19 protein-coding genes are annotated in these 19,643 nt (G+C 67.3%); 10 read left to right on the forward strand and 9 right to left on the reverse strand.

The window, feature by feature from the left end; all coding sequences use genetic code 11:
- The first annotated feature begins 20 nt into the window (after nt 1-20).
- Nucleotides 21-323 carry a hypothetical protein gene (locus MUN73_RS08060; protein WP_250139945.1) on the forward strand — a complete coding sequence of 101 codons (303 nt, stop codon included), beginning with the start codon at nt 21-23 and terminating at the stop codon, nt 321-323.
- A 135-nt stretch (nt 324-458) separates the two neighbouring features.
- A complete protein-coding gene (locus MUN73_RS08065; RefSeq protein ID WP_250139946.1) occupies nt 459-1,415 on the forward strand; it encodes a zinc-dependent metalloprotease in 957 nt (318 codons plus the stop codon).
- A gap of 48 nt (nt 1,416-1,463) precedes the next feature.
- Here MUN73_RS08065 and MUN73_RS08070 read toward each other — a convergent pair whose 3' ends face one another.
- From MUN73_RS08070 to MUN73_RS08085, 4 genes are all read right to left on the reverse strand, one after another.
- Nucleotides 1,464-1,679: a hypothetical protein gene (locus MUN73_RS08070; RefSeq protein ID WP_250139947.1), complete on the reverse strand. Its 216-nt coding sequence runs from the start codon at nt 1,677-1,679 to the stop codon at nt 1,464-1,466.
- On the reverse strand, nt 1,676-2,140 hold the full coding sequence (locus MUN73_RS08075) for a nuclear transport factor 2 family protein (protein ID WP_250139948.1): 465 nt from the start codon (nt 2,138-2,140) through the stop codon (nt 1,676-1,678). The genes MUN73_RS08070 and MUN73_RS08075 overlap by 4 nt, the downstream gene beginning before the upstream one ends.
- Nucleotides 2,141-2,203: 63 nt before the next feature.
- Nucleotides 2,204-2,755: a hypothetical protein gene (locus tag MUN73_RS08080; protein WP_250139949.1), complete on the reverse strand. Its 552-nt coding sequence runs from the start codon at nt 2,753-2,755 to the stop codon at nt 2,204-2,206.
- 126 nt (nt 2,756-2,881) lie between these two features.
- The gene (locus tag MUN73_RS08085) at nt 2,882-6,109 is read right to left on the reverse strand and encodes a DUF7289 family protein (protein WP_250139950.1); all 3,228 of its coding nucleotides are present in this window, start codon (nt 6,107-6,109) and stop codon (nt 2,882-2,884) included.
- A gap of 260 nt (nt 6,110-6,369) precedes the next feature.
- On the opposite strand from MUN73_RS08085, the gene MUN73_RS08090 reads away from it, so the two are divergent.
- Entirely contained in the window at nt 6,370-6,621 is a 252-nt protein-coding gene (locus MUN73_RS08090; RefSeq protein WP_250139951.1) for a hypothetical protein, read from the forward strand.
- Nucleotides 6,622-6,631: 10 nt separating this feature from the next.
- Here MUN73_RS08090 and MUN73_RS08095 read toward each other — a convergent pair whose 3' ends face one another.
- Nucleotides 6,632-7,177: an SPW repeat protein gene (locus tag MUN73_RS08095; protein WP_250139952.1), complete on the reverse strand. Its 546-nt coding sequence runs from the start codon at nt 7,175-7,177 to the stop codon at nt 6,632-6,634.
- Between the two features lie 164 nt (nt 7,178-7,341).
- On the opposite strand from MUN73_RS08095, the gene MUN73_RS08100 reads away from it, so the two are divergent.
- From MUN73_RS08100 to MUN73_RS08110, 3 genes are all read left to right on the forward strand, one after another.
- Nucleotides 7,342-10,062, forward strand: a complete 2,721-nt coding sequence (locus MUN73_RS08100; RefSeq protein WP_250139953.1) for an AAA domain-containing protein — start codon at nt 7,342-7,344, stop codon at nt 10,060-10,062.
- A gap of 87 nt (nt 10,063-10,149) precedes the next feature.
- Nucleotides 10,150-11,004 (forward strand): phosphatase PAP2 family protein, encoded by an 855-nt coding sequence (locus tag MUN73_RS08105; protein ID WP_250139954.1) that lies wholly within the window; start codon nt 10,150-10,152, stop codon nt 11,002-11,004.
- A 44-nt stretch (nt 11,005-11,048) separates the two neighbouring features.
- A complete protein-coding gene (locus tag MUN73_RS08110; protein WP_250139955.1) occupies nt 11,049-12,281 on the forward strand; it encodes a lactate racemase domain-containing protein in 1,233 nt (410 codons plus the stop codon).
- An 85-nt stretch (nt 12,282-12,366) separates the two neighbouring features.
- Here the strand turns inward: MUN73_RS08110 and MUN73_RS08115 are convergent, their stop codons facing one another.
- Complete coding sequence (locus tag MUN73_RS08115; protein ID WP_250139956.1) at nt 12,367-12,564, reverse strand: hypothetical protein; 198 nt, start codon at nt 12,562-12,564, stop codon at nt 12,367-12,369.
- 153 nt (nt 12,565-12,717) lie between these two features.
- Between MUN73_RS08115 and MUN73_RS08120 the strand changes: the two genes are divergently transcribed.
- Nucleotides 12,718-13,524: a crotonase/enoyl-CoA hydratase family protein gene (locus MUN73_RS08120; RefSeq protein WP_250139957.1), complete on the forward strand. Its 807-nt coding sequence runs from the start codon at nt 12,718-12,720 to the stop codon at nt 13,522-13,524.
- Nucleotides 13,525-13,575: 51 nt separating this feature from the next.
- The gene (locus tag MUN73_RS08125; protein WP_250139958.1) at nt 13,576-14,712 is read left to right on the forward strand and encodes an NAD-binding protein; all 1,137 of its coding nucleotides are present in this window, start codon (nt 13,576-13,578) and stop codon (nt 14,710-14,712) included.
- On the opposite strand, the gene MUN73_RS08130 is transcribed toward MUN73_RS08125, so the two are convergent.
- The 3 genes from MUN73_RS08130 to MUN73_RS08140 form a co-directional block, all read right to left on the reverse strand.
- Nucleotides 14,676-15,665, reverse strand: a complete 990-nt coding sequence (locus MUN73_RS08130; RefSeq protein WP_250139959.1) for an AIR synthase family protein — start codon at nt 15,663-15,665, stop codon at nt 14,676-14,678. The two genes, MUN73_RS08125 and MUN73_RS08130, sit on opposite strands and share 37 nt — an antisense overlap.
- A gap of 73 nt (nt 15,666-15,738) precedes the next feature.
- Complete coding sequence (locus tag MUN73_RS08135; RefSeq protein WP_250139960.1) at nt 15,739-16,743, reverse strand: TIGR04024 family LLM class F420-dependent oxidoreductase; 1,005 nt, start codon at nt 16,741-16,743, stop codon at nt 15,739-15,741.
- A complete protein-coding gene (locus MUN73_RS08140) occupies nt 16,740-17,516 on the reverse strand; it encodes an SDR family NAD(P)-dependent oxidoreductase (RefSeq protein WP_250139961.1) in 777 nt (258 codons plus the stop codon). Before MUN73_RS08140 ends, MUN73_RS08135 begins: the two co-directional genes overlap by 4 nt.
- 189 nt (nt 17,517-17,705) lie before the next feature.
- On the opposite strand from MUN73_RS08140, the gene MUN73_RS08145 reads away from it, so the two are divergent.
- Nucleotides 17,706-18,890: a lactate 2-monooxygenase gene (locus tag MUN73_RS08145; protein ID WP_250139962.1), complete on the forward strand. Its 1,185-nt coding sequence runs from the start codon at nt 17,706-17,708 to the stop codon at nt 18,888-18,890.
- Nucleotides 18,890-19,642, forward strand: coding sequence for an HAD family hydrolase (locus MUN73_RS08150; protein ID WP_250139963.1), 753 nt, complete (start codon nt 18,890-18,892; stop codon nt 19,640-19,642). Before MUN73_RS08145 ends, MUN73_RS08150 begins: the two co-directional genes overlap by 1 nt.
- The last annotated feature ends 1 nt before the right edge of the window (nt 19,643 follow it).

The raw sequence follows: 19,643 nt of genomic DNA on the forward strand, positions 1-19,643 counted from the left end.
CACTCGTTGACGACTCGAACATGGGCGACAGGAAATTCACGTTCATCGAGTTGCATCTTGACGGCGATACCCAGTTCGGCCCCAAGGCGATCGACAGCGCCCTCCCGATCGGCGAGAGCGGGACGGACGAGGAGCTCGAATCGGAGTCCGACGAGGACGCGGCCGCCGTTGCCGACGAGGAGTCCGGTGGCAAGGGTGCGATCGGCGCGGTGATCGCCCTCGTCGTCCTGGTCGGGATCGCCGTCGCCGCGAAGAAGTTCACCGGCGACGACGAGACGGAAGAACAGGAGTTCGAGGAGGAACCGGACGTTATCGTCAGCTGACACGGTCCGCCGTACCGATGTACCGGTGCAACCGCGACAGCCCTGCGGTTGCACCGGAACTGACTTCCAGGAGTCCGTACGACGCCGGTCTAAACGAGCCGAACGCTTTTGCGTCCGCCTCCCGTACCCGTATTCGTGAATCTCTATCGCAGCGCCCGGGCCGTTGCCGGGGCGTCCGGTGACGACGCGATCGACTGGCGGTCGGCCGCCGACGCGGCCAAGGCCGCGACGGAGGCCGGCTCGCTCGACCTCGAACCCGGCGAGCGCGAGGGGTACGCACGCGACGTCCGCGACGCCCGGGCCGCGGTCCGATCGATCTCCGGCGTCGACTTCGACGTGCCGGACACCGTCGAGATCCAGAACCGCCACCACTGGATCGACGCCAACGTCGCGACGTTCGAGCGCGTGATGGGGGCCCTCGAGACCCATACGGAGACGTTCCCCGGCATCGCGCGGACGATCAACACCGGAACGATGACCGTCCTGCTCTCCTTTCTCGGGCGGAACGTCCTCGGGCAGTACGACCCGCTCTTGCTCGCCGACTCGCCGTCCGACGAGCACGCGCTGTACTTCGTCCGGCCGAACATCCGCAAGGTCGCCGACATGCTGGAGGTCGACCCCGATCGGTTCCGGCGCTGGATCGCCTTCCACGAGGTGACCCACGCCGCCGAGTTCGGGGCCGCCCCGTGGCTCTCGACGCACCTCGAGAACCGGATGGAGGACGGCATCGCGGCGCTGTCGGACGGTTCGTTCGACCGGGAGGCGTTCCGGGACCTCGACGCGGCGATGACCGTCGTCGAGGGGTACGCGGAACTGCTGATGGACCACGCCTTCGACGACGAGTACGAGGACCTGCGCCGGAAACTCGACGCGCGCCGGCAGGGCCGCGGACCGCTCCAGAAACTGTTCCGGCGGCTGCTGGGACTGGGCCTCAAACAGCGCCAGTACGAACGCGGGAAGAACTTCTTCGAACACGTCGTCGCCGTCCGCGACCTCGAGACGGCGAGTCTGGTCTGGGACCACCCGGAGAACCTCCCGACCCACGACGAACTCGACACGCCGGGACTGTGGCTCCAGCGCGTCGAGCGCTGACGCTCCGACACGGCCGGCGACACCCGTCATCGATCGGCGCGGCCGGCATCACGAGAGGATCCAGTACAGGTACCACGTCAACGCACTCCCGACGACGAGACTCCCCAGCACGGCAGCCGCGACGACGGCCAGCGACCCACCGCCCTGTATCGCGATCATCCCGCCCGAGAGGCCGATAAGGAGGACGAACCCGATCGCCAGCCGCGTCGACGACGACGTCAACCCGGTCGGCTTCGACGGGTCACGACCCGAACTGCGTCTCATAGATCGTGCGGGGCGCTGACGTGCATCGAGGCGAACAGCCAGTCCGGCCGATCGTCGTCACCGGCCTCCCCGGTCGTTGCGGCCGCTGTCTTCGACTCGCCGGTCGTGACCGGCGTCGATCCATCCGCGTCGTCTCGCCTGACTAGCGTCCCGCTCCATCGCGTCTCGAAGTCGTACTCCTCGTCACTCGTCGTATCGGTCCAGGCCATCCTGACGTCGTCGGCGAACGTGGCGTTCGCACCCCGATCGGCGACGACGAGTCGCGAACTCTCGACGGTCCAGTCGCCGGTCGTCTCGGTCTGTTCGTGCAGGGCCTCGCACACCTCGTCGAACCCGAACAGGGCCTCGCTGATGCCGAACTTGACCGTCGATTCGCTCTCGAGGAAGTACGGTGACAGCGGGTCGCCCCGACGGAGCGCCGCGTAGTAGTCGCGGACGACGGCCTCGGCAGTGTCGCTCATTCGTACCGTGAGTGTCGGAGTCCGCTCCCAAAGGCCCATCGGACGCAAGCGCAGGCCGGGCCGTCACATGAAGCCGCGATCGACCTCGTCGGTCTCGATGAGGTCCTCGAGTTCCGCGTCCAGCAGTTCGTCGGCCTCCTCGAACCGATCGGCAAGGTTGTCGAGTTCGTCCGGTCGATCGTACTGGTCGTACTCCATCGGACCGAACGCGGGGCTCTCGAGGGCTTCCATCACGTCGTCGAAGAGGTCCTGGGGGCGGGTCGGGGCGTCGGAGTGCGTCTCGAGGACAGTCTCGAGTCGCTTCGAGACGGTCTCGGCGTGGTCCTCGTCCTCGGGAGGCGACTGGACGGCGAACCGTCCGCCGGACTCCTCCCGGGGCATGAACGCCCCGATCTCGTCGTCGAGTTTCCGGGCGACTTGCGTGCCGACGCCGCGAACCTCGAAGGGGTTCTTCGCGTAGGTCTTCAGGAAGAAGACCCCGGCGCGGGGATGCGCGAGGTACATGTCTTCGCCGACGCCGCCGGCCCGGTCACCGGCGACGGCCCGCCAGTCCTCGGGGTCTCCGTCCCGCTCGGTGACGTCTTCGAGGATGTCCTGCCACTCGCGAATCCGCATAGGAGGTCGTTGTAACGCGGACGGAAAGAACGTATCGGTTGGAACGAACGGACCGGAACGGTACGAGAGTCCGATCACGCTGGGACCGTTTCGATGCTACCGCCCAGATGGCCGTGAGCCCCGTTCTCAGTCACCTTCGACGGTGATGACGCCACCGTCCATCTGGATCGCGTAGCGGTAGTCCTCGTCCGTCTCCGCGTCCGGCGGTCGGATGGTCGGCGCGTCTCCGTCCCCGTCGCCGTTACCCTCGGACTCCGTGGGTTCGATCTCGAACAGGACGACCACGTCGTTGTACGACGGAACGTCGTCCTCGTGATCGAGCCCACACTGCCAGCCCCACGATTTGGGGTCGTACTGGTTCCGGTTACAGCCCTCGTAGGCATGGCCGGCGAGTTCGAAGACGAACATCCGTTCGGTCGGCTGGAGGTCCAGTTCGTACTCCGTCTCGCCCGTCTCGGAGTTCCGGAGATAGGGCCCGAGCATGTCCTGGAGCGTCCGCTGACCTTCGATCGGCTGAATCGGCGGCACGGGGTCGCCGTCTTCGAGCGCGCGAACGCGGTGGAACTGCTCGTCGTCGTAGGCCTCTTCCTCGAGGAGTTCGATCGCGTTGACGTTCTCCTGGAAGTTCCCGCCGGCTCCCTCCCCGCAGCCGAGTTCGAAGATCGGATCGTTCTCGTAGGGCGTTCCCTCGGGCGTGCGACTCGTCCCGGCGAAGCTACTCCTGGAGCAGGCCTGCTCGCGGTAGGACACCTCGACGGTGAACGTCGTGTTCGCAGGGAGGTCCTCGAACTCGTACGTGTTGGGATAGTCGACGGCGGGGTGGTTCATGTCGTTCTCCCACCGAGGTTGCATGTTGCGATCGCTTTCCGCCTCGAGGTCGGTGTCGGGTGTCATTGGCTCCGTGATCTGCGCCCCGTCCTCCTGCTCGAAGATCATCGTGGCCTCGATCGGCGACTGGCGCATGACGTTCGCACCCTCCTGGATCCGCGTTCGCTTGAGCGTCAGGTCGTACTCGAACGGCTCCGACCCGGAACTGGAAACGCGAATCGTGTGTGTGCCGAGCGCGTTTCCGTCGTAGGTGAGCGTGTTCGTTCCCGTCGCCTCGTCGATCGCGATCACCCGTCCCTGCGGATCGAGGACTTCGACGACGTAATCGGTGTCCGCGGCGCTCGTCTCGAGTACCACGGTGTCGTACTGGGTTCCCTCATACTCGACTTCCTCGTAGGTGTACTCGGAGCGAGAGGTCTCGACCTCGACGTCGTATTCCGTCTCGGAATCGGTCTCGATCTCGAGCGAGTACGATCCCGTTTCGGGAAGTTCCGCGACGATCGGTTCGGTATCCGACCCGGTTTCACTGAGGCCGTGTCCCGACAGTGTGACGTCTGTATCAACGCCTTCGTCGGTTTCGACGTTGACCGTCACCTCGTCACCCGCCAGCCCGTGTAACTCCTGATCATCCGAACACGAAGTGTACCAACCACACCCGAACCAGCCGCCACCGCCGGTGACGCTACTGGCCGCCTGCGTGAAGCCGCCGGCATGATCGTCGGCACCGCTCGAGGCCGTCTGCCAGAACCCGATCGAGTCGAGGTCGTCGTCCGGGTTCTCGACGGTCGTAAGTTCTCGATCGACGGGGAAAGAGCCGACTCGCGCGGGCGGCGTCGCGAAGTCCGAATCGAGGAACGTAACCGTCGCGTCGAAGTCCTGGTGGCTGGTCGCGGTGCCGTCTTCGGTGGTGATGTTCGCGTCTCGTGGGGCGAGATCTTCGTCGAAACTGACGCGGTTGTGCGCACCCGTACCCCGTACTTCGACGTCTCCGACGAGGCCACCGTAGACCTCGATGCCGTTCCCATTGATGTCGATGCTCGTCCCGGGCGTGTACAGAACGCCGGTGAACGTCTCGCCCTCGATCGACGACTCGTCGCTCGCGAGCGTGTGGAACCAGTGCTGGGGTGCCCGATCGCCTGCCACCGTGACGCTTCCCTCGTCGCCGATCGTAATCCGGTCGGTCGTGATCCAGTGGGCCTCGTAGCCGGAGTCGACGCCCTCGACCGTCACGTCGCCGTCGATCGTCAGTTCGTCGTCGACCACGACGACGACGTGACCGTCCGAAACGTCCAGGGTCAGGTCGCCGGAGACCGTTCCCGAATCGAGATAGTAGACGCCGTCGTCGAGTTCGGTCGTCCCGCCGTCGACGTCGGGTTCTTCGATCGCCGGTGACGTATCGTGTGCACTTCGGACGCCGGAAACGATCTCCGAAAGTGTCGCCGTCATGTCGTCGGGTTCGTGGTACCCGTCCCACCCCTCGGTGGGTGGTGGGCCGGTTACCTCCGTATGCCCGCTGCGTATATCGACGGTGCCGCCCGCAAACACGGTCCCGTCAACGGTCGTACCGGCTTGCAGGTCCACGTCACCGGAGGCCATTATCGTCCCGTTCGTTCGCGCAGATTGATCGTACGGGCCCGTGCTGGAATCGTAACTATCGACGTACACCTGCTGGAGTTTCATCGATTCGGCGGAACTGTACACACCGGCCGGCGGATCGATCGTTCCCTCGTCGAGCAGCTGCACGATCCAGTTCGGATCCGTGTGATCGGTCTTCTCGATCGTCCCGAGCGGCACGTTCGTCGCTTTGACTGTCCGATCGTCCGGGTCGTGATCGACGGTACTGGGACCGCCGAGTTCGCTCTGCAGGAACCGATACCACGCGTCGTGGTACGGACTGTCCTCGATCTCGATCGTGAGCGTCTCGACGCGTTCGTCCTCGTCCAGCCCCTCGAGGAGTTCCTGTTTGGTACCCCGGTTCGCGTAGGAAACGGACATATCGCCGGACTCCGTCCCGTCCACGGACTCGATCTCGAACGGCGGCAGTTCGATCGTCCAGATCTCTTCGCCGGTTTCGACCGGCGTCTTCGTGTGCGAGATCTGGGGTTCGCTTACCAGCCGGGACCCGCTGTCGGTTTGACGCCAGATGCCACCGGCCTGGTACGCGTGTGTCGTTCCGCCCTCCGATTTGTGCATCGAACCCATATCCATCGATTTCGTCGATTTCCCGTTGATCGTGAGCGTGATCGTTCCCTCCGTGACGACCTCGACGTCTTCGACCGTCGTCTGCCCGCCTAACTGCGCCGTTTCGATATCGTTCCGGAGCTGTTGCATCTCCTGTTCCAGCTGTTCGTTCGTCGACTGCTGTTCGACGGCGTCGAGCGCGATCGATCCCGTGAGGAACACCAGTGCCGCACCGAGAAAGACCATCCCGAACAGCAGTACCAGCCCGACCTGCGGGCTGGCGGCACGAGCGCCCGGACTCTCGGTGTGGTCTCCCCCGAGACCGGGGATACGGCGACTCGTCATTCGATACTCGACCCCCTCCGGATCCGAAATCGCCGGATACGGATGACTTCGAGCCTACGACTAACGACCCCCCACTAGGCACCCATCATTATGATCCTACTTGGAATATGTGAAATATAAATTGTTTCTTCGGATGTAATTTCACATATACAAACACTAAATGAAACGGTATTGTAATTTATGATGGTATGAGGTTCAGAAAATCGATCCAAAAGGAATATAATATCGGCATCAGGAGATAGTTCAACTGACGATTTCCTATGGATCTCGGTCCAATACCCACTCTCGTCGAACTGTTTCGTGCCGATCCGACGACGAGTTCGCTGCTCCTGTTCGGTCCGCTGTCACTGGCTGCCGGCCAACTGCTCAACAGTTACGTAAACGGCGTCTCGCCGATCGTCGCCATCGCCTTCGCCGTCGCGATGGTGGCGTTCGCCGTCGTCGCTACCGGGCATCACGCTGCCGAGCACCACCGTCGAACGCTCGAGTCCGAGTTCGGGCCCGCGAACTGACCAGTCCGTATCAGGGTGCCCCCGGTTCGGGTTCGGTCGCGACCGTTCGGGCCTCGCGTGCCTCGTAGGCGTTGTAGCCGGCCAGTCCCGCGATCAGCAGCCCGGTAACCAGCGTACTCCAGAACGCGCCAGTACCCATCCCGAGCAGTGCCGGTGCGATGATCAACCAGATTCCAAGCAGCGCGACCAGCGCGGCACCGCCGACGCTCAGCGGCACGTCGTTGGTGAGCCGGTAGTAGTTGTAGCCGGCGGCGATGAAGACGACGGCGCCGACGAGGAGGTTGTTCCAGAGCGTCGCCGCCGCCACGTCGTAGATGAGTACCGACACGGCGACCCACGCGCCGAGGACGGCCACGATCAGGCTGACCAGCGACGTTTTGCGCCGCCGCTCTTCGGACGCGATCCGCGTCGACTCGTCGCGGTGATCGCGTCCCGGGTCGTCGCGATCGCCGACGCCAGTACCGGAGTCGACGTCGGCCCCCGTTTTCGTCGTCCGGTCGTCGGTCGCGTCGGTGGGCGAATCCGTCCGTCGATCGTCGCGATTCGAGTCACTCATGCAGCGGGCGCTACGCCGCGTGCGCTGAAAAGCCGTATCGACCGTTCCATCGGCGGTGGCCGTTCCGGCCGGGGTAATCCGGGATTACGATGGGGTGATCGCACCGGCCCCTGACCCGTCGACGACCGATAGCGTTTTTGACTGCTCGCCCGTGACGAGTAGCCGTGCACGTACGCGGAACCGTCGCGGGCGAGGTCGAGGTTCGATCGGTGTCGACCCAGTACGGCGAGAGCGACCTCGCCGAAGTCCCGCTAGTCGTAGCGGACGACGCTACGGGGACCGGTCGAGCGGCGACACGGGCCCCGCCCGGCGGCGGCCACGATCCCACGACGGTCACCCTCTGGAACAAGTGGACCGAGTCAGCGGAGTTGCTCGAACCGGGAATGGAACTCCTGGTGACCGACGCCAAAGAAGAGGAGTACCGGGGCGAGACCCAGTACGCGACGACGGGGGACTCCTACGTCGTCGTCGAGCCCAGTTTCCTCGTCAACGTGACGGCGATCCGGAACTGGGTCGAGTGTCCCCGCCTCTACTACCTGAACAAGCTGTCGGGAGTGCCGCTGAACTACCCCGTCGTGAAAGGGACGATCGTCCACGAGGTGTTCGGCGACCTGCTCCGCGGTCGGGACCTCGAGGAGTCGATCGACGCCCGCGTCGAGGAACACGGCCTCGATCTGGGCCTGCTGGGCGAACCGGCGGACGCCGTCGCCGAGGAGGTCCGCGAGAACGCCAGAGCGATCGAAGGATGGCTCGAGCAGGGCCGATTGACGGAAGAAGACAGTTGGCGGTCCGAACAGTTGCTTATCAGCGAGACGTTCGGCATACGGGGCCGAGCCGACGCCATCCGGCGCGGCGCACCCGTCGAACTCAAGACGGGGAAGAACCTGAAGAAAGACCCCCGATTCAAGGACAAGGTGCAGGCCGCCTGTTACGCGCTCCTGCTCGAAGAACACGGCGGGGACGTCGACACCGGCACGTTGCTGTACACGAAGAACTCCGTGCTCGATCGCAACGAGGAGACGGGCGACCTCACCCCGGCCAAGGAGTTCTCGATGGGCGACGGCCTCCTGAAGTTCGTCGTCCGCCTGCGAAACGAGATCGCGGCGATGGAGATCGCGGGCGACGTCCCGACCGGCTACGAAGGCGACGCGAAGTGCGAGTACTGTTTCGAACAGGACACCTGCATGGTCGTCTCGGGCCGACTCGACCAGGAGTCGAAGGCCGGGGGGATCGGACAGCCCCTGCCCGCGGAGGAGCGCGACTACTTCGATCGGTTCTACCGGGCGATCGAGGAGGAGCGCCGCGAGGTCCACCACGAGTACGCCAAACTCTGGGAGCAAGACGCCCAGGAGCGGGCCGACGACGATCGCGCGCTGATCGACCTCCGGTTCGAGGCGAAGCGCGAACTCGACGGCGGTCGCTGGGAACTCCGGGCTCGCCGGGAGGGCGGTGCGACCTCGAAGCTTCGCGAGGGCGACCTCGTGCTGGCCAGCGACGGCCACCCGGTCCGGGGCCAGTCGGAACTGGCCCGCATCGAACGGCTGGAGGAGGACGAGGTCGTCCTGACAGCCGACGAAGCCGTCGAAGTCACGCGCCTCGACGTCTACCCCTCCGAACTGACGACCGATCGGCTCCTCGTCGCACTCCACGACTGCCTGCTGAAGGGCGACGATCGGCGCAAGGACATCCTGTTCGGGAGAGCAGATCCCGAGTTCGGACCGATCGAGGAGACGTTCATCGACAACAACGACGCGCAGAACGAGGCCGTGACCAAGGCGGTGGGCGCTCGTGACTGCGCGCTGATCCACGGCCCGCCGGGTACCGGGAAGACCTACACGATCGCTCGCGCCATCCGTGCGATGGTCGAGCGCGGCGAACGCGTCCTGCTGTCGGCGTTTACGAACCGCGCGGTCGACAACGCGCTGGAAGCGCTGCTCGACCAACTCGATAGCGTCGTCGACGAAGAGCGGATCGTCCGCGTCGGCTCCGAGAGCGGCGTTCGCGACGACATGGAACCCTACCGGCTCGAGCAGGCGGGCGATCCGGAAGACCGCGTCGCGAAACTGCAGGACGCGCAGGTCGTCGCCGCGACCACCGCCACCTGCGGCTCGCGGGTGATGAAAGAACAGGCCTTCGACGTCGCGCTGGTCGACGAGGCCGGCCAGTTGACCGAACCGGGGACCTACGCGGCGATCAACCTCGCCGATCGGTTCGTGCTCGTCGGCGACCACGAGCAGTTGCCGCCGGTCGTGCGGGCCGAGAACGACCTCACGGAGTCGCTGTTCGAGCGACTGGTCGACCTGCATCCCGATGCCAGCGTGATGCTCGATCGGCAGTACCGGATGAACCAGCGCATCCAGGCGTTCGCGTCGACGGAGTTCTACGACGGGGAACTCCGGCCGGCCGAACCCGAGGTGGCCGCGCGGACGCTGGACGACCTCGCGTGTGTCTCCCGCGAGGACCTTCCCGCCGAACTGCAAGATCCCGTCACGTTCGTCGAGGTCGGGGGCGACCGCAGCCAGTACACCGACAGCGAGGAGGCGGCCCGCATCGCCGACCTGATCGAGCGATACGAGGCGGCCGGCCTCGATCGATCGTCGATCGGCGTCATCGCGCCCTTCCGGGCGCAGGTATCGGAGATTTCGAGCCACGTGCCCGCGGACGTCGCCGTCGACACCGTCGATCGGTTCCAGGGATCGAGCCAGGAGGTGATCGTCGTCTCCTTCACGGCGACGGGACGGCTCGAAGGTCCGATCTTCGAGGACTACCGGCGGATCAACGTCGCGCTCACCCGACCCAAGCGCGCGCTGGTACTCGTCGGCGACTCGCAGGCGCTCGCGACCGATCCCGTCTACGAGCGGATGCTCGAGTGGGCCAGGCGGTGAGCGACGGCGAGCGCGTCGCGATCGGAGCACCGGCGGACGCCGATCGATCGATACGTTTTCGTTCCGGGCGTTGAACGTTCGGACGGAATGCGACTCGAGGAAGCGAGCGCCGCGATCAGGGAGGCGTTTCCCGAGGCGTGGGTCGACCTGGCCGTCGCCATCACGGAGTTCGGCGGCGCGGCGGTACTGATGATCGTCCTCGCCGTGCTGTACTGGCTCACGCGCCGTCGCGAGGCGGCGCTCGTCGTCAGTTACGCGGTCGCCGGCGTCGGCTTCATCCTCGTTCTCAAGACGCTCATCGGACTCCCGCGACCGCCGGAAGACGTCTACCTGATCGCCTACGACGGCGACCCGTACGGCTTTCCCAGCGGCCACGCGTTCGCGGCATCGCTCGTCTACGGGGGCCTGTTACTCGCCTTCGATCGGTACCGGGACCCCGTCGCAATCGCCGCCACGGGGGTCGTGATCGCACTCGTTTCGCTCTCGCGGGTCGTCCTCGGCCTCCACTATCTGGGCGACGTGATCGTCGGCGCGCTGGTCGGTCTTGGCTTCCTGCTCGCGGTCCACGCGGTCGTCGACGGCGAACCGCGCCGAGGGTTCGCACTCGGTGCCGTCCTCGGGGTTCCGGCCGTTCTCGTCACCGGCGGTGACCCCGACGCCCTGGTCGCGCTCGGCGGGAGTCTGGGCGGCGTACTGGCCTCGACGCGCCTCGGGTCGCTTCCCGACCTTCGATCGCGCCTGGAGGGCGGCGTCCTCGTTGCCGTCGGGGGAACGGCCATCGGCGCCGGCGTCGCCCTCGAATCGATCGTCGGATCGCTCCTTTCGAACCTCCTCGCCCCCGCGGCGATCGTCGCCGTCAACGCCGCCCTCTTCGTCGCCATCCTGTTGGCCCCCGCCGCGGTCGGCCGCCTCGCGATCGGCCCCCTCGACGCCTCGCGCTGATCGGCGAGAGCGGGACTTTTTCCACTGGCCGACGAAGTCCGCCCATGGAACTCCCGCTGGGCGACGGGACGATCGAGCCACGCCTCGATCACTGTGACGTGACGATCGCCGACCCCCCGGGCGGCGAGACCGTCGACGTTCGGACGGCCGCCGAGCGCGCACTCGACGATCCGCTCGGCCCGTCGCTCGCCGATCGCGTCGACCCGGCCGACGAGGTCGCGATCGTCGTCACCGACGTCACCCGTACCGCGCCGGACGACGTGTTGCTGGACGTCTTGCTCGATCGGCTCGCGGACGCCGGAATCGGTCGCGAGCAAGTGACGGTCGTGATCGGACTCGGACTCCATCGTCCGATGACTGACGAGGAGATCGAGGCGATGCTCGGCCCACACGCCGATCTGGCGGTCAATCACGACCCCGAGTCGGTCGTACAGGTAGGAACGGTCGGCGAGGACGACGTTCCGGTCGAGATCGGCGCCCCCGTCGCGAACGCCGACGCGGTGCTCTCGACGGGCGTCGTCGAACCCCACCAGTACGCCGGCTTCAGCGGCGGCGCGAAGACGGTCGCGATCGGTGCAGGGAGCGAGTCGCTGATCAGGTACACGCACGGCCCCGAGATGCTGGCCCGCGACGGCGTTCGACTCGGCCGCGTCGAGGGGAACCCGTTCCGCGAGACGATCGACGCGGCGGGGGACCTGCTGGGTCTCGACTTCTCGCTCAACCTCACCCACGGCCCCGCAGGTGTGCTCGGCGTCCGGGCCGGTGAGGGGCGGCGGATCGTGCGCGAACTCGCATCGATCGCCCGCGAGGCGCTCTCGGTCCCGATCGATCGCGACTTCGACGCCGTCGTCTGCGGCGTCGGCGCGCCGAAGGACGCGAACCTCTACCAGGCGACGCGGGGGGCGACGTACGTCGCGCTGGGCGATCGGAACCCGCTTCGCGAAAGTGGACGACTCGTCGTCCCCGCCGCGCTCCCCGAAGGGGCCGGTGTCGGGATGGGAGAGCAACGGTTCTACCGGCGACTGCGCGAGGCCGACGACGCCGAGTCGCTCTACGAGACGATGCGCGAGGGGTACGAACCCGGCGCCCAGCGCGCGTTCGTCGTGGCTCGCGTGCTCCGCGATCACGACTGCTACGTCACGAACAGCGACGCGCCGGCGGTCGTCGAAGAGTGTCTCATGCACGCTGAAGACGACGTGGCGGACGCGATCGACCCCGGGAGCGAGGTGCTCGTCGTTCCCGACGCGCTGAACACGTTGCTCGTCGACGCGACCTGAGCCCTACGCCGAGGAGTATAGTAGCCACTGAAAGTCAATGCACACCTGATCGCAAGGCGGCTTTGCGATCAGTGTGTGAATCGTTTCAGTGGCTACTATAGTTCACCTTGCCCTCCTCCTCGCTCATCCGCACCCAGTAGATCCGGGTGTACGGGACGTGGATGAAGCTCTCGTCCTCGAGTTTGATCCGGAGGCCCTGGACCTTTCCGGAGTCGGTGATGTTCCCGGCGTCGACCGTCTCCTCGGCCGTTCCGTCCGGCCGCTCGTATGCGATCGTCGCCATACCCCCAGCGATCGCTCCACGTCAATAAGTAGCAGGCACGCGCATTCGGGCACCAGCGACCGGTTTCGTCGCAGGTGAGGTCCGGTGAGTGGCGTCGACGGCTGGCTCGATCGCGGCCGAGGCTATTTCCATCCGGCCGCGGAGACGGGACGTATGGTCACGTACGATCGGACGGGCCCAGTCGCGGTGATCGGCATCGATCGACCCGGGGCGAAACACGCGATCGATCGCGAGACGGCGATCGAACTCGGCGACGCCTGGCGGCGGTTCGACGACGACGAGGACGCGCTCGTCGGCGTGTTGACCGGCGACGAGGAGACGTTCTCCGCCGGGGCCGACCTGAAGGAGATGGACCTGGAGGACGGTGACGACGGCTGGCTCGGGTTCACCCGGATGCAGGTCGCGAAGCCGACGATCGCCGCCGTCGAGGGCCACTGCGTCGCCGGCGGTCTCGAGATGGCGCTGTGGTGTGACCTCCGGGTCGCCGGCGAGGGGGCGACGTTCGGCTGTTTCGAGCGGCGGTTCGGCGTCCCGCTGGTCGACGGCGGGACCCAGCGGCTGCCCCGGATCGTCGGCCGGGGCCGGGCCCTCGAGATGATCCTCACCGGGAGGCCCGTCGACGCGGCCGAAGCGCGGGAATGGGGGCTGGTCAACCGGGTCGTCGACGACGGTGCGGCCCTCGAAACGGCGATCGAACTCGGCGAGCGGATCGCGGCGTTCCCCCAGACGACCGTGCGGACGGACCGGGCGGCGCTGTACGAGGGACTCGGCGAACCGATCGAAAAGGGGCTACAGATCGAGGCCTGGCACGGCCGTCGCGCGCTCGAGACGGCGGTCGAGGGCGCCGATCGCTTCGCGGCCGGCGAGGGCCGTCACGGCGACGGGATCGACGACCCCGTCGAGAGACACCACGAGAGGGGTCGCGACGCCGACGATCGTCAGGACGAGAAGAGCGGGTAGCTCGCGGTGTTGCTGGCGGGGATTTACTGCCGTCGGCGTGGTGGAATCGCTATGCTCGACCGCGTTCGACGACACGGGGCTCCCGTCGCCGTCTGGATCGTCGTCACCATCGCACTCGTCTCGATCGCGACCGGCATCCTCTCGATCCCGACCGAACCGTCCGTCGGCGCGACCGGCACGCTCGGTGTGATCCAGGCCGTTGCCGAGTTCAGCGGGACCGTCCTCGGGTTCACGCTGCTGGTCACCGCCTGGGGAATGCACCGCGGCTTCAGGGTCGCCTACGTCGCGGCGACGGTCCTGGTCGCGCTCGAGGCCGTCCACGGCGTCGCCCAGTTCCGGCCGCTGTCGATCCCGCTCGTCGTCACCGCGACCGGCGGTTTCGTCCTCCTCCTGGTCACGAGCGATCGGTTCACGCGATCGAGCGGGCTGACGCCGACGCAACTCGGGAGCCTGGTGACGATCGTCGGCGTCTTCTGTTACGGCACGGTCGGCGCCTACGCGCTGCGCAGTGAGTTCGACGAACTGCACACCGTCGCCGACGCCGTCTACTTCACCCTCGTGACTGCGACCACGGTCGGCTACGGCGATGTACACGCGGCGAGCGAGGGCGCACGCCTGTTCGCCACCTCGCTGGTCCTGCTCGGGCCGGCGACGGTCGCCGTCGCGGCCGGGAGCCTGTTCGGGCCGATGCTCGATCGCCGCCTCTCGCGGACCGGGCGGGGGGTAGCGACTGTCGCCGATCGGAACGCACCCAGAATCGTCGTCCTCGGCTACGACGAGCGGGCCGCGCCCATCCTCGACGCGCTCGCCGCGCAGTCGACGTCGATCGGCGTCGTGACGAGCGACGACGAGGCCGTCGCGACGCTCGAGGATCGCGACGTCGACGTGACGGTCGGCGATCCGACCGACGGAGCCACGCTCGATCGAGCGGGAATCGACGACGCCGACGTCGTCCTCGCCGCGACGGACGACGCCGCCAGCAATAGCTACGCCGTACTGACCGCACGGGACGCCACGGACGCCCGGATCGTCGCCGTCGCGGACCGCGAGGCGATCGGCGCGCTCGAACGGGCCGGGGCGGACGTCGTCCTCGTGCCCGAACAGGTCCTCGCGAACGCGACGATCGACGCGGCGCTCGGGTCGCCCGCTCGTCAGTCGGCCGCGTCCGCCGCGGCCCAGAGCGGGTAGAGGTCGTCCTCGACCGGGTCGACGATCGACTCCCCGTCGAGGACGAGTTCCGGCTCTCCAGCCCGGACGGTGCCGATCTCCGCGGCCTCGATGCCAGCGTCCGCGAGTTCGTCGATCGCCGCTTCGACCGACTCCGCCGGGACGGTCGCGAGCAGGGCCCCGGAGCCGAAGATGCGAAGCGGATCGACCTCGGCCGCCTCGCAGAGTCGCTCCGTTTCGGGCCGGACCGGGACGGCCTTCCGCTCCACCTCGAGACGAACGTCCGAGGTGCGTGCGAGTTCGACGAGTCCGGCCGCGACGCCGCCCTCCGTGGGATCGTGCATCCCCGTCGCGTACTCGCGGACGACGCGCGCGTCCGGCACGACGCTGATCTCCTCGAGGAAGGCCTCGGCCCGCTCGCGTGTCCCCGGGTCGACGTCGAGGTCACTCCCGAAGTCGGCCGCGAGGATCGCCGTCCCCTCGATGCCGGCGGCCTCGGTCAGCAGGATCCGATCGCCGGGTTCGGCGCCGCCGGTCGGCACGAACGCGTCGGTCGCGCCCATCGCCGTCAGCGAGAGCAGCGGCCGATCGAGTTGATCGACGTACTCCGTGTGCCCGCCGACGATCGAGGCCCCGACGTCGCGGGCGGCCGCGTCCAGGTCGTCGGTGATCGTCTCGAGCGGTGCGTCCGCGTCCGGGAGCAAGATGACGACCGTAAGCCAGCGCGGATCGGCACCCGAGGCGGCCACGTCGTTACAGGCGACGGCGACGCCGAGCGTGCCAACCCCCTCCGCCGCGAGCGAGATCGGGTCGGAACTGACGACGAGCGTGTCGGAGCCGTCGCCGGGCCAGTCGATCGCGGCGGCGTCCTCGCCGTAGGCTGGCCCCAGTCGAACCGTCTCGTCGTCCGCGGCGCTTCCCGTCCGATCGAACACGTGCGCGAGCAAGTCGTCCGGGCCGACCTTCCCAGGCATACGACGAACTGGGACGATCTGCGGTTTGTAGCTGTCGGAGACGTCCGTCGAAGAGTGGGGTGGAAGCCCGGCGTCAGGACGCGTCCGGAGCCAGCGCGTCCATCGTCGCCTCGATCTCGTCCTCGTCGGCACCGCGCGGGAAACTGACCGCGATCGCGTCGATCCCGTCGACGGCCTCGTACCGTTCGAGCGCCTCGCGAGCGGTCTCGGGGTCGCCGACGGCACAGAGGTCGTCGAGCAGGTCGTCGGTCAGCAGGTCGAGCGCGCGCTCGCGATCGCCCTCCTGCCAGGCGTCGTGGATCTCGGCGGCCTCGTCGTACCCCTGCCGGACGAGCGCGTCGCGGTAGAACGTACCCATCCCGCCGACGTAGAAGGCGACGTGCTGGCGCGCGAGGTCCCGAGCGCGATCGGCATCGTCGAGCGCACAGCAGGTGACGCCGGCGGTGACGGTCACGTCGTCGGGATCCCGGTCGCCGAGGTCGGCGCCGCGCTCGATGTCGTCGAGGCGCTCCGCGACGCCGTCGGGGGTGAGCATGATCCCGTGCCAGCCGTCGCCGAACCGGCCGGCGAGTTCGACGGCCTTCGGCCCCATCCCCGTGACCTCGATCGGCGGGACGGGGTCGGGCGGATCACACCGGAGTCGAAAGCCCGACAGTGAGAAGTCGTCGCCGTCGTACTCGACCCGCTCGCCGGAGAGCACCTGGCGGACGATCTCGACCGTCTCGCGGGTTCGCCTGAGCGGGTTGCCGTACTCCATTCCGTGCCAGTTCTCGATCACGACGGGACCGCTCGGGCCGAGGCCGAGACGGAACCGGCCGTCAGCGACCTCCTGGAGCGTCGCGGCCGTCTGGCCCAGGAGGGCCGGCGATCGCGAGTACGTGTTGACGATGCTCGATCCGATCTCGATCGCGTCGGTCCGCTCGGCCATCGCCGTCAGGACGGTGACGGCGTCCCGACCCCACGTCTCGGGGAGCCACGCGCAGTCGTAGCCGCCGTCCTCTGCTCGTCGGGCGTAATCGACCAGGGAGTCGACCGTCGGCTGTGCCGCGACCGGGAGGTGGACGTCTCGATCGGTCATATTTCGGGCGTCTCTTCGATCCGGGGGACGCCCTGGGCGGTGATCGTCTCGCCGACGATGTACGAGGAGGCCGGACTCGCGAGGAACTGCGTCAGGTCCGCGATCTCCTCGACGGTGCCCATCCGGCGCTCGACCTCGGTCCGATCGACCTCGTCCGCAGAGATACCCATCTGGCTCTCGACGCCCTCGGTCGCGACGAACCCGGGCGCGATGCAGTTGACGCGGACGCCGTCGCCGGCCCACTCGTAGGAGAGCGTCGTCGTGAGGTTGACGATGGCCGCCTTGGCCGCGCCGTAGTGGCTCATGTACGGCGAGCCCTGCGTGCCGGCGACGCTCGCGAAGTTGATCACGGTGCCGCCGCCGTCTTTGAGGTGCTCCTCGGCGGCCTGTAGACAGTTGTACGTGCCGTGGAGGTTGATGTCGACGATCGTCTTCCAGCCGTTCTCCGAGATGTCGTCGAAGCCCGCCATGAACGACGCGCCGGCGTTGTTGACCAGCACGTCGAGGCCGCCGAACTCCTCGACGGTCGCCTCGACGAGCGCGTCGACCGCCTCGCGATCGGTCACGTCGCACTCGATCGCCAGCGCCTCACCGGGCCGATCGCTCTCGGTGATCCGATCGGCGACAGGATCGACGTTCTCCTGCTCGCGCGAGCAGATGACGACGTCGACGCCGTTGTCGGCGAACGTCTCCGCGATTCCCTCGCCGATGCCGCTCGAGGCGCCGGTCACGATGGCGACGTCGCCGTCGACGCCGAACTGGTCGGTACTCACGCGCGATCACCCGAAACCGGGACTGTTGTTACCATTGTTAGCACCAACAGCCAGTATGCAGACACTGTTAATAAAGATGGGTCTGGATGGCGTGTTGTTAAGTACGTGGCCGGCTACTGTCAGCAATACGCACACGTAGACCGCGGTCGACCGGCCCGGACCGGGCGGGGACCGTCTACGAGCACACCCATGACAGCAGACAATCCGCAGTACGGACCGAACAGGCAGGAGGAGGTGTATCGTCGCGGGATGCTCGAGGGAGAGCCCCCCGAGTTCCCCGTTTCCTACGAGGACCTCGAGGAGCGCGCCCGCGAGGAACTCGACGAGGAGGCGTTCGCGTACGTCGCGGGCGGCGCGGGCTCGGAGTCGACGGTCGAGGCCAACGATCGGGCTTTCGACGAGTGGCAGATCGTCCCGCGAATGTTGCGGGACGTCTCCGAGCGCGATCTGGGGGTCGAACTCTTCGGACAGGAACTTCCTGCGCCCGTGATGCTGGCACCGATCGGCGTCCAGTCGATCCTCCACGACGACGCGGAACTGGCGGTCGCGCGAGCCGCCAGCGACCTCGACGTGCCGATGATCTGTAGCTCCGTCTCGTCGTACACGATGGAGGAGGTCGCAGACGAACTCGGCGACGGGCCCGACTGGTTCCAGCTCTACTGGAGCGCCGATCGGGACGTCGCGGCGAGCTTCCTCGAACGCGCGGAGGCGGCGGGCTACGACGCGATCGTCGTCACGCTCGACACGCCGAAGATGGGGTGGCGCGAGCGCGACGTCGAACTCGCCTACCTCCCCTTCCTCGCGGGCCAGGGCATCCGGAACTACTTCGAGGACGAGGCCTTTCTCGATCGGCTCGACACCGATAATCCCTGGGCCGATCCCGAAGCCTCGCTGGAATCGTTCATCGACTGCTTCGGCGACGCCTCCCTCACCTGGGACGACCTCGAATTCCTGCGCGAGCACACGGACCTGCCGATCGTCCTCAAGGGCGTGCTCCACCCCGACGACGCCCGGAAGGCCGTCGAGCATGGCATGGACGGCGTCGTCGTCTCGAACCACGGCGGGCGGCAGGTCGACGGCGCGATCCCGGCGCTCGAAGCGTTACCGGAAGTCGTCGACGAAATCGGCGACGACGCGACCGTGCTGTTCGACAGCGGCATCCGCCGCGGGAGCGACGTCGTTCGCGCGGTCGCACTGGGTGCCGACGCGGTCCTGCTCGGGCGGCCCTACGCCTACGGCCTGGGCATCGGCGGCGAGGACGGCGTCCGTGCAGTCCTCGAGAACCTGCTCGCCGATCTCGACCTCACCGTCGGCCTCGCGGGCTGTGCGAGCGTCGACGAGGTCGATCGATCGACGATCCGGAGGGCGGACTGATGGCCGACGGCGGGACCGAAAACCGGGTCCGTCCCCCGGACCCGCCGGCGCACCCCGACGAGTGGGAGGCCGTCTTCTGGGACATCGGCGGCGTGATCCTGGAACTCGAGTCCGTCCAGGCCGCCCACGCCGACTTCGTCGCCGACCTGCTCGAACGCCACGACGTCGATCGCACCATCGAGGAGGCGATCGAAATCTGGCGCACGACCGTCGGTGACTACTTTCGCGAGCGCGACGGCACGGAGTTCCGGGCCGCCCGCGAGGGCTACCACCGGGGAATCGAAGCCATCGTCGGCGAGGAAGTACCGATGGACGAGTGGAAACCGCCCTTCCGGGAGGCCGTCCGGGCGTCGATCGACCCCGTCCCCGGCGCGCCGGAGACGATCGAACGCCTCGCCGGGCGAGACCTCCACGTCGGCGTCATCAGCGACGTCGACGACGCCGAGGGCAAGGGAATGCTCGAGCACTTCGGGCTTCGCCGCCACTTCGACTCGATCACCACCTCCGAGGAAGTCGGCCGCACCAAACCTCACCCCGCGATGTTCGAAACCGCGATCGAGAAAGCCGGGGCCGCGCCCGAGCGATCGCTGATGATCGGCGATCGGTACGCCCACGACGTCCGCGGTGCGGCCGAGATAGCCATGCACGGCGTCGCCTTCGGGGCCGACGACGGCCCGGCCGTCTCCTATCGTATCGAGTCTCCGGAAGAAGTCCTCGGCATCGTCGACGGAGAGGACGATCGCGACGCCTGAC

Source organism: Halosolutus amylolyticus (genome assembly GCF_023566055.1).
GTDB classification, from domain to species: Archaea; Halobacteriota; Halobacteria; order Halobacteriales; family Natrialbaceae; genus Halosolutus; species Halosolutus amylolyticus.